14 protein-coding genes are annotated in these 13,374 nt (G+C 74.1%); 4 read left to right on the top strand and 10 right to left on the bottom strand.

All coding sequences use genetic code 11. The features are described from left to right. Positions 1 to 67: 67 nt before the first annotated feature. From ACH01S_RS20810 to ACH01S_RS20765, 10 genes are all read right to left on the bottom strand, one after another. Entirely contained in the window at positions 68 to 1,678 is a 1,611-nt protein-coding gene (locus tag ACH01S_RS20810; RefSeq protein ID WP_218010332.1) for an amidase, read from the bottom strand. A 43-nt stretch (positions 1,679 to 1,721) separates the two neighbouring features. Beyond that, the gene (locus ACH01S_RS20805) at positions 1,722 to 2,906 is read right to left on the bottom strand and encodes an acyl-CoA dehydrogenase family protein (RefSeq protein ID WP_067893719.1); all 1,185 of its coding nucleotides are present in this window, start codon (positions 2,904 to 2,906) and stop codon (positions 1,722 to 1,724) included. Between the two features lie 21 nt (positions 2,907 to 2,927). After that, entirely contained in the window at positions 2,928 to 3,242 is a 315-nt protein-coding gene (locus ACH01S_RS20800; RefSeq protein WP_067893717.1) for a DUF7508 domain-containing protein, read from the bottom strand. Positions 3,243 to 3,250: 8 nt separating this feature from the next. After that, positions 3,251 to 5,038: an acyclic terpene utilization AtuA family protein gene (locus ACH01S_RS20795; protein ID WP_083980921.1), complete on the bottom strand. Its 1,788-nt coding sequence runs from the start codon at positions 5,036 to 5,038 to the stop codon at positions 3,251 to 3,253. A gap of 23 nt (positions 5,039 to 5,061) precedes the next feature. Beyond that, entirely contained in the window at positions 5,062 to 5,529 is a 468-nt protein-coding gene (locus ACH01S_RS20790; RefSeq protein ID WP_218010331.1) for a hotdog family protein, read from the bottom strand. After that, positions 5,526 to 6,029: an FAS1-like dehydratase domain-containing protein gene (locus ACH01S_RS20785; protein WP_083980920.1), complete on the bottom strand. Its 504-nt coding sequence runs from the start codon at positions 6,027 to 6,029 to the stop codon at positions 5,526 to 5,528. The genes ACH01S_RS20790 and ACH01S_RS20785 overlap by 4 nt, the downstream gene beginning before the upstream one ends. Before the next feature lie 9 nt (positions 6,030 to 6,038). Beyond that, entirely contained in the window at positions 6,039 to 7,235 is a 1,197-nt protein-coding gene (locus ACH01S_RS20780; RefSeq protein ID WP_067893713.1) for a CaiB/BaiF CoA transferase family protein, read from the bottom strand. Between the two features lie 146 nt (positions 7,236 to 7,381). Then, positions 7,382 to 7,912 carry a nuclear transport factor 2 family protein gene (locus ACH01S_RS20775; protein WP_067893711.1) on the bottom strand — a complete coding sequence of 177 codons (531 nt, stop codon included), beginning with the start codon at positions 7,910 to 7,912 and terminating at the stop codon, positions 7,382 to 7,384. Continuing rightward, complete coding sequence (locus ACH01S_RS20770; protein ID WP_067893709.1) at positions 7,909 to 8,544, bottom strand: nitroreductase family protein; 636 nt, start codon at positions 8,542 to 8,544, stop codon at positions 7,909 to 7,911. Before ACH01S_RS20770 ends, ACH01S_RS20775 begins: the two co-directional genes overlap by 4 nt. Next, complete coding sequence (locus tag ACH01S_RS20765; protein WP_067893707.1) at positions 8,544 to 9,374, bottom strand: enoyl-CoA hydratase/isomerase family protein; 831 nt, start codon at positions 9,372 to 9,374, stop codon at positions 8,544 to 8,546. The genes ACH01S_RS20770 and ACH01S_RS20765 overlap by 1 nt, the downstream gene beginning before the upstream one ends. Before the next feature lie 153 nt (positions 9,375 to 9,527). Here ACH01S_RS20765 and ACH01S_RS20760 point away from each other — a divergent pair, with 153 nt between their 5' ends. From ACH01S_RS20760 to ACH01S_RS20745, 4 genes are read left to right on the top strand one after another with little or no spacing between them, the layout of a single operon-like run. After that, the gene (locus tag ACH01S_RS20760; protein WP_067893705.1) at positions 9,528 to 10,310 is read left to right on the top strand and encodes an enoyl-CoA hydratase/isomerase family protein; all 783 of its coding nucleotides are present in this window, start codon (positions 9,528 to 9,530) and stop codon (positions 10,308 to 10,310) included. Between the two features lie 17 nt (positions 10,311 to 10,327). Continuing rightward, the gene (locus ACH01S_RS20755) at positions 10,328 to 11,119 is read left to right on the top strand and encodes an enoyl-CoA hydratase/isomerase family protein (RefSeq protein ID WP_067893703.1); all 792 of its coding nucleotides are present in this window, start codon (positions 10,328 to 10,330) and stop codon (positions 11,117 to 11,119) included. Positions 11,120 to 11,142: 23 nt separating this feature from the next. Next, entirely contained in the window at positions 11,143 to 12,282 is a 1,140-nt protein-coding gene (locus tag ACH01S_RS20750) for an acyl-CoA dehydrogenase family protein (protein ID WP_067893701.1), read from the top strand. Next, on the top strand, positions 12,279 to 13,355 hold the full coding sequence (locus ACH01S_RS20745; RefSeq protein WP_148344066.1) for an acyl-CoA dehydrogenase family protein: 1,077 nt from the start codon (positions 12,279 to 12,281) through the stop codon (positions 13,353 to 13,355). The genes ACH01S_RS20750 and ACH01S_RS20745 overlap by 4 nt, the downstream gene beginning before the upstream one ends. Positions 13,356 to 13,374 lie beyond the last annotated feature (19 nt).

The raw sequence follows: 13,374 nt of genomic DNA, 5'->3' as shown, positions 1-13,374 counted from the left end.
TGCGGGGGTGGCGGGCGGCGGCTGTCGCCGCGCCCGCGTGGGGTGGGTTGCGGTGTGGTGGAACGGGCTAGCCCTCGGCAAGCGCCGGGGCCGCGAGGTGGACGTCGGTCATCCGCTGGTAGGCGTCCGCCACGCGCAGGACGGCGGCCTCGTCGAACGGTCTCCCGACGATCTGCATGGAGACGGGCATGCCGGCCCCGTCGAACCCGACGGGGACGGCGCACGCGGGATGCCCGGTCAGGTTCCACTGCGAGGTGAACGACGCGCTGGACCAGCGGTCCATCATCGCCGGGTCGGTCTCCCTGAGCAGCCGCGCGCCGGTCGGCATCGTCGGCGTGACCAGCACGTCGCAGTCGCGCATCGCCGCCGACGCCTCGCGGTGGAACGCGGCGGCGACCTTCTTCGCCTGGACGTAGTCCGCGGCGCCGTACAGCGCCCCCTTGGCGAGCAGGCCGCGGACGTAGCGCCCGTACTCGGCCCAGTGGGCGGCGAGGTCGTCCCGGTGGTAGGCGAACGCCTCGGTGAGCAGGACGATGTGGCTGGCGACCCGCGCCATGTCGGCGTTGGGCAGGCTCACCTCCACCACGTCGGCGCCCGCGTCGCGCAGCGCGGCGAGGGCCGCGGCCACGCTCGTCCGCACCGGGTCGGCGACGTTGCCGCTGTCGAAGAAGTAGCGCTTCGGCCAGCCGATCCGGAGGCCGCGGACGGAGCCGTCCAGCGCGTCGAGGTAGCGCGGGACGGGCCGCGCGCTCGACCCGGCGTCGTCCGGGTCGTGCCCGGCGATCACCTGGAGGAGCAGCGCGCAGTCCCACGCGGACCGGGCGACGGGCCCGACGGTGTCGAGGCTCGGCGACAGCGGCACCGTCCCGGTGGCCGGGACGCGCCCGTGCGTCGTCTTGAGGCCGGTCACGCCGTTCAGCGCGGACGGGTGCCGGATCGAGCCCGCGGTGTCGGTGCCGAGCCCGCCGAGCGCGAGGCCCGCCGCGACCGCGATGGCCGCGCCGGAGCTCGACCCGCCCGCGTAGCGGTCGGCGGCCCACGCGTTCCGCGGCATCGGGAAGCCGGTGGCCGGGTCGTTCAGGCCGAGCGCGAACTCGTTCGTCGTCGTCTTGCCGACGACGACCGCGCCCGCCTCGCGCAGCCGCGCGACGGCGGCGGCGTCCCCGTCGCACCGCCAGTGCCGGGGCCTGACCAGGCTGTTCGCCCGGGTGGGGCCCTCGGCCGCGGCGATCACGTCCTTGACGGCGAGGGGGATGCCGTGCAGCGGGCCGCGGTCCCGTCCGGCGGCGAGGTCGCGGTCGGCGCGCTCGGCCGCCTCCAGCGCGGCGTCGCCGAACACGCTCACGTACGCGCCGAGCCCCGCGTCGAGGCGGTCGATGCGCGCGAGCACGTCGCCGGTGAGCGCGACCGAGGAGGTCGTCCCGTCGCGGAGGGCGGCCGCGGCGTCCGCGATCGTCCGGCCGGTGGCCGACGGACGCTTCCGGCCGGCCGCGACCGCCTTGAACGCCGACGGCGTCGAGCCGTCGCGGGCGACGCCGTCGGCGCCGGTCCGCCGGACCTGCTCGGCCTGCTCCCGCATCGTCCGGTAGTCGCGGGCGAAGGCGGACAGCTCGTCGGCGCCCACCGTCAGCCCGGCGATGTCCAGCAGGGTGCGCACCCGCCGCTCGTCCGGCGTCATCGCGCACCGGACCGATCGCGGCGGGACGGGCGGCTTCCCGAGGTCACCGGTCGATCCAGCTCGTGTAGCGGCCCTTGAGCATGTCCCGGCTGACGATCATCTTCTGGGTCTCGGTGGAGCCCTCGCCGATCCGGCGGATCCGCAGCTCGCGGTACCAGCGCTCCAGCGGGAGGTCCTTCGTGACGCCGTACCCGCCGTGGATCTGGATGGCGCGGTCCACCACCCGGCCCGCCGTCTCGGTGGCGACGATCTTGGCGATGGCGACCTCGGTGCGGAACGGGCGGCCGCTGTCGGCGCGCTCGGCGGCGTCCAGTGTCAGGGCCGCCGCGCTCCGCAGCTCCATCTCGCTGTCGACGAGCATCCACTGGATGCCCTCGTGGTCGGCGAGCTTCGCGCCGAAGACCGAGCGGGTCCCCGCGTACTCGACGGCCATGCGGTGCGCCATCATCGCCACGCCGAGGCAGCCCGCCGCGTAGGGGATGCGGTTCTTCGTGAGCCGCTCGGTGGCCATCGCGAAGCCCTGGCCGACCTCGCCGAGCACCGCGCTCGCGGGCACCCGGACGTCCTCGAACGCCAGCTCGGTCGGGTAGTGGCCCGAGCGGAGGGTGTGGATCACGCGCCGCACGGTGAGGCCGGGGGTGTCGGCGTCCACGATGAAGCAGGTGATGCCGTCGCGTCCCGAGCCCTGGTCGCCGGTGCGCGCGAAGACCAGCCCGAAGTCGGCCGAGTCGGCGCCGCTGATGAACGTCTTGTTGCCGTTGATGATCCAGTCCGAGCCGTCCCGCTTCGCCCGGGTCTGGATCGACCGGGCCGGGTCGCTCCCGCCGGACGGCTCGGTCAGCGCGAAGAACGACCGCTTCTCACCGCGCAGGATCGGGTGGAGGTAGCGCTCCTTCTGCTCGTCGGTCGCCTCGTAGAGCTGCGCCATGTCCGGCTGGCCGAACGCGCCGTAGCACGGCGAGTACAGGCCGGCGCGGTGCTGCGACATCTCCATGGCCAGCAGCGTCCGCGTCACGGTGTCCGCGCCGACCCCGCCGAACTCCTCGGGGACGTCGAGGTTGTACAGGCCCATCTGCTTCGTCTTGGCGACGAGCCCGGCGAGGACGGGCGCGCTCAGCTCGCTCTCGTCCGGGTCGAGGTCGTACTCCAGCGGGACGATCTCGGTGCGCACGAAGCGCCGGACGTTGTCGATCAGCGTCCGCTGCGTCTCGGTGACGGCGAATCCCATGTCTGCTCTGCTCCCTCGGTCTCAGTTCGGCCGGATGCGTCCGGTCGGCGCGTCGGCGCCCGCGAGGTTCCGGGGAACCGCACCGAATTCGTTGGCGAACACCTGCACGAGCTCCCGGTAGCGGGAGAGGTAGGCGTTTGTCCGCTCGTATCGGAAGGACAATTCCTGTCCGTCGCGGAGCCATTCTTGAAGCGCTCCGCGGAGGCCGAACAGGCTGTTGCCGCCCGCGTAGTCGATGGCGATGACGCCGCCGCCGTCCGCGATCTCGAAGACGCCGACCGAGCCGGGCACAAGGGCCAGGTTCTCGGCCGTGAGCGGCGTCCAGGGCTTGGTCATGGACACGCTCATCCGGCCGCCACCGCCTCTTTCAGAAGTGCTCGCGGGATGTCCACGAATCGTGAACGCACGTATTCACCCAGTCCTTTCGCCTGCGGATCGGGACGGGTCGTCGCGGCGACGCCGTCGTCCAGCAGGCCGCGCACGACGAAGTTGACGGCCCGGAGATTGGGCAGTTCGTACCGCTCGACGTCCAGCCCTACGGCCTCGGCGAGCAGCTCGCGGAAGAGGTCGACGTCGAGGTGCTCGCGAAGCCATGCGAACGCCCCGTCGGTGCGGGCCCAGAGGCCGACGTTGGCGTCGCCGCCCTTGTCGCCGGACCGCGCGCCGATCAGCAGCCCGAGCGGCGCGCGGACGGTGTCGCCGCCCGGCGCGGGCCTCCGGCGGGGCGGCTCGGCGGGGCGCGGGACGTGGCGCTCGGTCGGCGGGTGCGGCACCGGCAGGCGCCGGCCGTCCTGGAAGACGACCTCGGGACGGAGCACGCCGACCGGCACCAGGGCGGGCCAGTAGACGCCGTAGGCGCTCGCCGCCCGGTCGGCCCGCTCCAGGTACATGCCGGGGTAGCTGGCCAGGCCGAACTCCGCGACGGCGTTGAAGAAGCGGCGCCCGACCTTGCGCTCGTCGGCGTCCTTCACCGTGATCCGGAGCCGGGCCTCGGCCTGGACGTTCTCCGGCGCGTCCGGGACGTCCGTGCGCAGCAGCCGCACGTCCGTCTCGGCGAACGCGTCCGCCCCGCCGAGGCCGCCGTCCAGCAGGAGGCGGGCGGCCTGGTCGGCCTTGGCCTCGATGTCCAGCCCGGTGAGGATGAACGTGGCGCTGTTGCGGTAGCCGCCCTGGTAGTTGAGGCAGACCTTGGCGGTGTCGGGCGCGGGACGGCCGCGCACGCCGCTGATCCGCACGCGGTCGGGGCCATCGCCGGACAGCTCGACGGTGTCGAACCGCGTGACGACGTCCGGGTTGAGGTAGTCGGGCGCGCCGATCTCGTAGAGGATCTGCGCGGTGACCGTCTCAACCGTGACCGCGCCGCCCGTCCCCGCGTGCTTGGTGATCACCGACGAGCCGTCCGCGGCGATCTCGGCGATCGGGTAGCCGGGCCGCCCGCCGTCCGGCAGCTCGGTGAAGAACGCGAAGTTGCCGCCGGTGGCCTGCGGGCCGCATTCGAGGACGTGCCCGGCGACGACCGCGCCGGCGAGCCGGTCCCAGTCGTCCGGCCGCCAGCCGAACGCCCAGGCGGCCGGGCCGACGACGAGCGAGGCGTCGGTCACCCGCGGGCACACCACGATGTCGGCGCCGGCGCCCAGCGCCTCGGCGATGCCCCAGCCGCCCAGGTAGGCGTTGGCGGTCACGGGCTCGACGGCGGCCTCGGCGAGGGTCTTCCCCGAACCGAGGTGCGCCAGGGAATGGCCGTCCCGCTGAAGCCCGGGAATGCGGTCGAGGAGGTCGTCGCCTTCGATATGGGCGATGCTCGGCCGGAGCCCGAGCCGTTCCGCGAGCCGCCCGAGTTCGGCCGCGAGACCGCCCGGGTTGAGCCCGCCCGCGTTGGTGACGACCTTGATGCCGCGGTCCAGGCAGGTGCCGAGCACCTGCTCCATCTGCGCCAGGAACGTCGTCGCGTAGCCGCCGGACGGGTCGCGCCGCCGCGCCTTCCACAGGATCAGCATGGTCAGCTCGGCGAGGTAGTCGCCGGTCAGGACGTCGAGCGGGCCTCCCTCGACCATTTCCCTGGCCGCGGCGAAACGGTCTCCGTAGTATCCCGAGCAGTTTCCGATCCGCAGGACGTCGCGTGTCGCCGGCATTCTCCCCATCTCCCGTTCCCCGTTCACAGCGGCAGCGCGATCGTGGCGGTCGCGGCGGCGCATACCGCCCCGTCGGACTCGCGGGTCTCGGTCACGTCGAGATGGACGAGCCCGTGTGTTTCGTCCGCCCGCTCCACGCCCGTGACCACGCCCCCGCAGACGAGGACGTCGCCGGGCACCGCGTAGCGCCGGACCGAGACCCCGAGCCTGGTCAGCCGCCCGGACGCGCCCATCCACTCCGTGCACAGCGTCACCAGGAAGGCGCCGTGCAGATGGGACTGGACGAGGACGTCCGGATATCCCTCCTGCGCGGCGTAGTCGGGGTCGAAATGGATGCGGTGGGTGTTCCACGTCACCGCGCTGTATCTGAAGAGCTGCAGCCTGGTCGGAACGCGGCGCATCTCCGGCAGCCGGTCGCCGACGCGGACGTCGCCGAACCGCGGTTCCCGGCCTGTGGCGGTTCCGGTGGCGGGGGTCGAACCGCTCATCATCGGACCAGCACCTTCCGTGTCGAGGTCACCAAGAGGACTCCGTCGCCGTCGACGAACTCGTGCCGGTAGCGGACGACGATGAACGGGCCCGTCCGCCCCTGCCGCAGTTCGGCGTCGAGCATCGTGGAGCGCTCCACCACGGTCGTCCCGGCCGTGATGGGCGCGTGGAACTCCATGTCCTCGCCGCCGCCCATCACCCGGACGCCGCTGGTCGGCAGGCCCTCCAGCTGCATCACGAGCGGCGTGCCGTCCTCGCGGAGGCCCTCGGCCGCGGGGCCCTCGTCCCAGCAGGTGATCGCCGTGACCAGGTTGGGCGGCGCGACGATCTCCGCGTGCCCGCGGGCGCGGGCGAATTCCGTGTCGAAATAGAGGGGGTTCGATTCGCCGATGGCGCGGGCGTAGCGCCGGATCGTCAGGGCGGTGACCGGTCCGAGCGAATGGACGGTCTCCGCGCCGACATTGGTCCGGATCGAGTCGAGCAGCGTCTCGTCAACGGGCATGAGTTTCTCCTAGACGACGTTCTCGGCGCGCAGTTCCCGGATCTCGGCGGCGTCCAGGCCGAGCCGCTCCGCGAGGACGTCCTCGGTGTGCTCGCCGAGAGCGGCCGCTCCCTCGGCGGGCGGTGGCGCCGAGTCCGCGAGGCGCAGCGGGCTGCCGAAGGCGTACGACGGGCGGCCGTCCGCGCCGCGCACCGGCCGGATCATGCGGTCGGCGCCGACGAGCGGCCCGGACATGACGTCGGCCAGGCCGCGCACGGCGGCGCACGGCACTCCGGCGCCCTGCAGCCGGTCGACCACGTCGTCGCGGGTGAGGTCCGCCGTCCACGCCGCGACGAGCTCGTCGAGCTCGTCCATCTGCGCGACGCGGGCGGGCGGCGACGCGAACGCGGGATCGTCCGCGAGGTCCGCGCGGTCCATCAGGTGGCACAGCGTCCGCCAGTGCCCGTCGGTCATGCACAGGACGGCGACCCACCCGTCCGCCGCCGGGTAGACGTTGTAGGGGCACACGGCGAGGCCGCCGTGCCGGTTGCCGGTCCGCTCCGGGAGCGTCCCGCCGCTGTCGAGGTAGCCCGCGATGCTGGACGCGAGCGACGGGACGACGGCGTCCTGCATCGCGACCTCGACGTGCTGGCCCCGGCCGGTGACCGTGCGCTGGTAGAGCGCCGCGGCGACCGCGCCCATCAGGTGGGTGCCGCCGAAGAAGTCGGCGACCGCCGGGCCCGCCTTGGTCGGCGGCTGGTCGGGCTGCCCGGTCGTCGCCATCACGCCGGTCACGGCCTGGATCGTCAGGTCCATGGCACGCTGCCCGGCCTGCGGCGTGGTGGCGGCGTAGCCGCGTCCGGACGCGAGGATGATCCGCTCGTTGGCCGCCGCGAGGACGTCGTAGCCGAGGGACAGCCGGTCCAGGGTGCCGGGGGCGAAGTTCTCCACGACGACGTCCGCCCGCGCGGCGAGGCGCAGGAACAGGTCCCGGCCGCGCGGCTCCTTCAGGTTCAGCCGCAGGCTCTTCTTCCCGCCGTTCAGCAGGTCGAACGCGGTCGTCTGCTGCTCCCCGACGACGCGCCAGCGGACGGGCTCGCCGCCGAACGGCTCGATCTTGATGACCTCCGCGCCGAGCTGCGCCAGCAGCAGGGTGCAGTACGGGCCGTTGTACACCTGGCTGAGGTCGAGCACGACGACGCCATCCAAAGCCCTCCGTTCTGTCAAGGCGGATCCTTTCTCCGGATGGACCGCGGATCGCCGATGTGGCACGGTCCGGTTACGCTGTACCGGCTCCCACCTGCGGGCTTGAGCAGAAAACATACTACTGCGTAGCTCATTTTGGAAGAGTGGAGCGGAGCCGGATCGGGGCGCTACGGGCGCCCGGCGGCGAGTTCGCGGAACGCGGCGGCGGCAGGGTCGCGGTCGTCCCGGCGGCCGTGGCCGAACGTGTCCGCGCGCGGCGCGGGCGCTCCCTCGCCCAGCCGGCGGCTCCAGTCCAGCACGCAGATCCGGTGCCGGATCCGCCAGCCGCCGTCGCGCCTCTCCAGCCGGTCGACGTACCGGCCCGCGAACAGGCCCGCGGGCGCGGCCGTCCCGGCGCCGTCGAGGTCCTCCATGTAGCAGAGGAAGTACGCCTCGCAGACGGCGGCCGCGTCCCGCACCTCGATCAGCACGTTCCCGATCAGGTGGTGCCGGACGCCCGGCCCGGACGGCCCCCGGCGCATCCGCGCCGTGAACTCCTCGACCGTCCCGCTGGCGAATCCGTGGTCGTCGTAGGCGCCCGGGTGGTAGCAGGACTCGACCATGTCGACGTCGCCGCGGTCGACGCCGTGCGCGTACCGCAGGACGAGCCGGGTGATCTCCCGCTCGTCCAGCAGGAGCCGCAGATCGCGTGCCGTCATCGCCGGTCCGTCCACCGGTTCCAGCGGGTGATGGTCTCGACGGGCGGACGGTCGGCGGGCTTGAACTCGTCGCCGATCGTGTAGGCGACGGGCAGCAGGGCGATGGGCGTCATCGTGTCGGGCAGGCCCAGCGCCCCGGTGTAGAGGCGCTCGTCCTCGTCCACGAACGGCGTCGTCAGGACCGAGCCCATCCGGCGGGACCGCAGTGCGAGCTGCAGGCTCCAGATCGCCGGGAAGATCGAGCCGTAGAACGCGGTGGGATGCGCCGCGCCCGGCGCGTCGGGACGTCCCTCGACGCACGGCACGATCAGCACCGGGACCCGCGCCAGCACCGTCGCGAGGTACCGGGCGCCGTCGTAGACGCGCCTGGTCTGCGCGTCCTCGATGTGCGGGTACCGCCGGTCGACGATCGCGAGGGTGCGGCGCGCGTAGACCTCGGCGACGGCCGCGCGCACCTCAGGGTCGTCCACGACGAGCCAGCGCCACGCCTGCTTGTTGCCGCCCGTGGGGGCCTGCACCGCGAGGCGGAGGCAGTCGAGGATCACCTCGCGCTCCACCGGCCGTTCGAGGTCGAGCCGGCGGCGGACGGCGCGGGTCGTGGACAGCAGCAGGTCCGTGACCGCGGTGTCCATCAGCTTCCGGACCCGTCGGACTTCGCGGCCCCTGCCTTGTCCTTGCCCTTGCCCTTGTCCTTGGCGAGGAACTCCGCGACGCGCGTCTTGATGTCCTCCGTGCCGAACGACTCGAACTCGGCGGCAAGGGCGAAGTTCAGGACGCTGTTCGCCGAGTCGAGCAGGTGCATGTTGAGGGCGCGCTTGGTGTCGCGCACCGACTGGGCCGGAAGCGCGGCGAACCGGAGCGCGAACTCCTTCGCGGTCCGGAGCACCTCGCCCGCGGGCACCACACGGTTGCACAGCCCGGCCCGCAGGGCGTCGGCGGCCGGGATCCGGTCGCCGAGCAGCAGGAACTCCTTGGCGGTGAGCATGCTGGTCAGCCACGGCCAGGTGACCGCGCCGCCGTCGCCCGCGACGAGCCCGATGGCGACGTGCGGGTCGCTCATGAAGGCGCCCTCCGCCATGACCACGAAGTCGGACATGGTGGCGAGGCTGCAGCCGAGCCCGACCGCCGGGCCGTTCACCGCCGCGACCACCGGCAGCTCGCACGCCAGCATCGCGCGGGCGAGCCGCTCGCCCTCCCGGATGTCGCGCCGCCGCGCCGCCTGGTCGTGGTGGTTGCGGACGAAGTTCGGCACGTGCCCGCCCGCGCTGAAGACCCGGCCCGCGCCGGTGAGCACGACGGCGCGGGCGTCCTCGTCGTCGACCAGCAGGTCCCACACCCGGCGCATGCCGACGTGCAGGGCGTCGTCGAACGAGTTGAGCTCGTCCGGACGGTTCATCGTGACGATCCGCAGCGGCCCCTCGGCCTCCACCAGCAGGCCGGGCGCCAGCCCCGAGTAGTCCATCCGCGACCTCCTCCGTGCGCGACGTCCGCCGCACGGCGCGGCGGGATCGTCCAGGCGAAAATAACCTACGTGGTAGTATGTATTCAACGCGGGCCCCCGCCGAACCGCCCGCCCGGCCGCCGCCGCGGCCCAGCGCCTGAGGAGGCCCGACTGATGGCAGACCTGGAGTACACGGTGCGGGACGGGATCGGCACGATCCTGCTGAACCGCCCGCGCCTGAAGAACGCGTTCACGCTCGGGATGATCGACCGGTGGGCCGAGGCGCTCCGCTCCGCGCGGACGGACCCGGACGTGCGGGTCGTCGTCGTCACCGGCGCCGGGGACGCGTTCTGCTCCGGCATCGACCTCGCCACGTTCGACGCGGAGGCGACCGGGCCCCTCGCCGTCAAGTCGCTGCTCACCGACCGTATCCACCGGGTCGCGCACGCGGTCGAGGAGCTGGACAAGCCGCTGATCGCCGCCGTGAACGGGATCGCCGTCGGCGCCGGGATGGACATGGCGCTGATGTGCGACGTCCGGCTGCTCGCGCGGTCGGCGCGGCTGTCGGAGGGCTACATCCGGATCGGGCTCGTGCCCGGCGACGGCGGCTGCTACTACCTGCCGCGGCTGGTCGGGATGGCGAAGGCGCTCGAACTCCTCTGGACCGGCGACTTCGTGGACGCCGACGAGGCCCGCCGCATCGGCATCGCCGACCACGTCCACCCCGACGAGGAGTTCCCGGACGCGTGGCGCCGGTACGCCCGCAGGCTCGCGGAGCAGCCGCCGGTCAACGTGCGGATGATCAAGAGGGCGGCGCACCAGTCGGCGCGGGCCGACGTCCGGACCGCGCTCGACCTGATCTCCTCGCACATGGCCGTCGTGCACGCCACCCATGACTCGGCGGAGGCGATGGCGGCGTTCCGCGAGCGCCGCGCGCCCGTGTTCGAGGGACGCTGACCAGAGGAGAACACGACATGACCCCATCCGAATCGGTGTTCGTCGCCCGGGACGGCGCGACGGCCACGCTCACGCTGAACAGGCCGTCCCGCAAGAACGCCCTCGACGACCGCGGCTGGCGGCTGCTGCGCGGCGCGCTGGACGACCTCGCCGCCGACGACGCCGTCCGGGCCGTCGTCGTGACCGGGGCGGGCGGCGACTTCTGCGCGGGCGCCGACCTCGGCGGCGGGCCCCGCGAGGAGCATCCGGTCGCGCGGATGCGCCGGATCGGCGCGATCGCCGCCGTCCTCGCCGAACTGCCGAAGCCGGTGATCGCCAAGGTCGAGGGCGTCGCCGCGGGCGCGGGCTGGAACCTCGCGCTGGCCTGCGACCTCGTCGTCGCGGCGGAGTCCGCACGGTTCTCCCAGATCTTCGCCAGGCGCGGGCTGTCGCTCGACTTCGGCGGGTCCTGGTTCCTGCCCCGGCTCGTCGGCCTCCAGCAGGCGAAGCGGCTGGCGCTGCTCGCCGAGCCGATCGGCGCCGCGGAGGCCCACGACCTCGGGCTCGTGACCTGGGTCAAGCCGCCGGACGAGCTGGCGGGCTTCGTCACCGAGCTGGCGCAGCGCCTCGCGGCGCTCCCGCCGGTCGCGCTCGCCCAGACCAAGGCCCTGCTCCACCAGGGCGCGGACGGGACGCTGCGCGAGGCCATCGGCAACGAGGCGAACGCGCAGGCGGTGAACCTCGCCACCGAGGACGCGCCCGCCGCGTTCCGCGCCTTCCTCGACAAGACGGCTCCCCCGGCCTACACCGGCCGGTGGGCGCTCCGCTGATCACCGGCCGAGGAGAGCGGCACATGGATTTCCTGGACCTCGAACCCGTCGTGCTCCCGGCCGAGCTCGACGGCCTGCGGGCGGACGTGCGCGCGTTCCTGCGCGACGAGCTGTCCGCGGGACGGATCGAGTCGCGCTGCGACCAGTGGCTCGGCGGCTGGGACGCCGGGTTCAGCGCGCGGCTCGGCGAGCGCGGCTGGCTCGGCATGGCCTTCCCCGAGCGGTACGGCGGGACGGCCGCGGGCGCGCTGGCCCGGTTCGTCGTCACCGAGGAGCTGCTCGCGGCCGGTGCGCCGGTCGCCGCGCACTGGATCGCCGACCGGCAGTCCGGGCCGAGCCTGCTCAGGTTCGGGACGGAGGAGCAGAAGCACGCCTTCCTCCCCCGGATCGCCCGGGGCGAGTGCTTCTTCGCGGCGGGGATGAGCGAGCCCGACACCGGCTCCGACCTCGCGTCCGTGCGCGCCCGCGGCACGCGGGTCGACGGCGGCTGGCGGCTCGCCGGGACGAAGGTCTGGACGAGCGGCGCGCACCGCGCGCACGCCATGATCGTCCTCGTCCGGACCGGGCCGCGGACCGCCGACCGGCACGCCGGGCTGTCCCAGTTCATCGTCGAGCTGCCCGATCCGGACGTGCACGTCCGGCCGATCCGGCTGCTCACCGGGGAGCACCACTTCAACGAGGTGGTGCTGGACGACGTGTTCGTCCCGGACGCCCGGGTGCTCGGCGAGCCCGGATCGGGCTGGCGCCAGGTCACCAGCGAACTGGCGATGGAGCGCAGCGGCCCGGAGCGCTTCCTGTCGACGTTCCCGCTGCTCTCCCTCGCCGTGGAGCGGCTAAGGGACCACGACGCGTCGCGCGTGGGCGCGGTGGTCGCGCGGATGTGGGCGCTGCGGCAGGCGTCCCTCGCGGTCGCCGGACGGCTGGCGGCGGGCGCCGCGCCCGCCGTGCAGGCGGCGGCGGTCAAGGACCTCGGCACCCGGTTCGAGAGCGTGGTCACCGACACCGTCCGGTCGCTGACCCGGGCCGTCCCCGACCTCGGCTCCGACCAGGCGCTGCCCCGGCTGCTGGCCGAGGCGATCCTGGACGGCCCGGGCTTCACCCTCCGCGGCGGCACCAACGAGATATTGCGCGGCGTCATCGCCAAGGAGTTGGGGGCTCGATGAACGAGATGACCGCGGCGCTTGTCGCCACCGTGCGGGAGGCGTGCTCGGAGCTGAGCGACGCCGGCGCCGTGGCGGCCTGTGCGGACGGCGGCTGGAACGCCGGGCTGTGGACGGCCCTGGAGCAGATCGGCGTCACCGCCGTGGCGGTGCCGGAGGCGCGCGGCGGCTCGGGCGGCGACGTCGCCCACGCCGTGGCCGTGCTGGAGGTGCTGGGCGAGTACTCGGCGGGCGTCCCGCTCGCGGAGACCGCGCTGCTCGCGGGGTGGCTCATCGCGGGCGGCGGCGGCACGGTGCCGTCCGGTCCGCTGGCGGCGGCGGTCGCGGGGCCGGGGCTGCGGACGCGCCCGGAGGGCGGCGGGCTCACCGTCCAGGGGACGCTCGCCCGCGTGCCCTGGGCGCGGCACGCCCACCGGATCGCCGTCCTCGACGGGACCCGCGTGATCGTGCTGGACCGCGCCGACGTCCGCCCGGTCCACGGGACGAACCTGGCGGGCGAGCCGCGCGACGACCTGCGCGTCGACGCCGCCGTCCCGGCGTCCCGGGTCCACGCCGCGGGCGCGGCGGTCACGGCGGAGGCGTTCCACGCGCGGGCGGCGCTCGGCCGCGCGGCGCTGATCGCCGGCGCCGCCCGCCGGGCGCTGGCGCTGGCCGTCGCCTACGCGGGCGAGCGCGAGCAGTTCGGCAGGCCGATCGCGCGGTTCCAGGCCGTCCAGCAGCATCTGGCCGCGATGGCAGGCGAGGTGCTGCTCGCGAAGACGGCCGTCGAGGCGGCGGCGCTCGCCTTTGACACAGGCGGCGACACGGGCGGCGACACCGGGCTCGCGGTCGCGGCGGCCAAGGTCGTCGCCGGGGAGGCGGCCGGCGTGGTCGCCTCGCTGGCGCACCAGGTGCACGGCGCGATCGGGTTCACCGAGGAGCACGCGCTGCGGCACAGCACGACCCGGATGTGGGCCTGGCGGGACGAGTCCGGCAACGAGGACGCGTGGTCCGAGGCGATCGGGCGGCGGGTCGCGGCGGCGGGCGCGGGCGGGCTGTGGCCGCTGCTCACCGGCCCGGCCCGGACCGGCGGATGACCGGTCCGGGCCGGGCGGC

This window comes from Actinomadura chibensis NBRC 106107 (assembly GCF_001552135.1).
Classification (GTDB): Bacteria; Actinomycetota; Actinomycetes; order Streptosporangiales; family Streptosporangiaceae; genus Spirillospora; species Spirillospora chibensis.
Note: the sequence above shows the minus strand (reverse complement) of the source record. Positions and strands in the feature narration are given on the sequence as shown.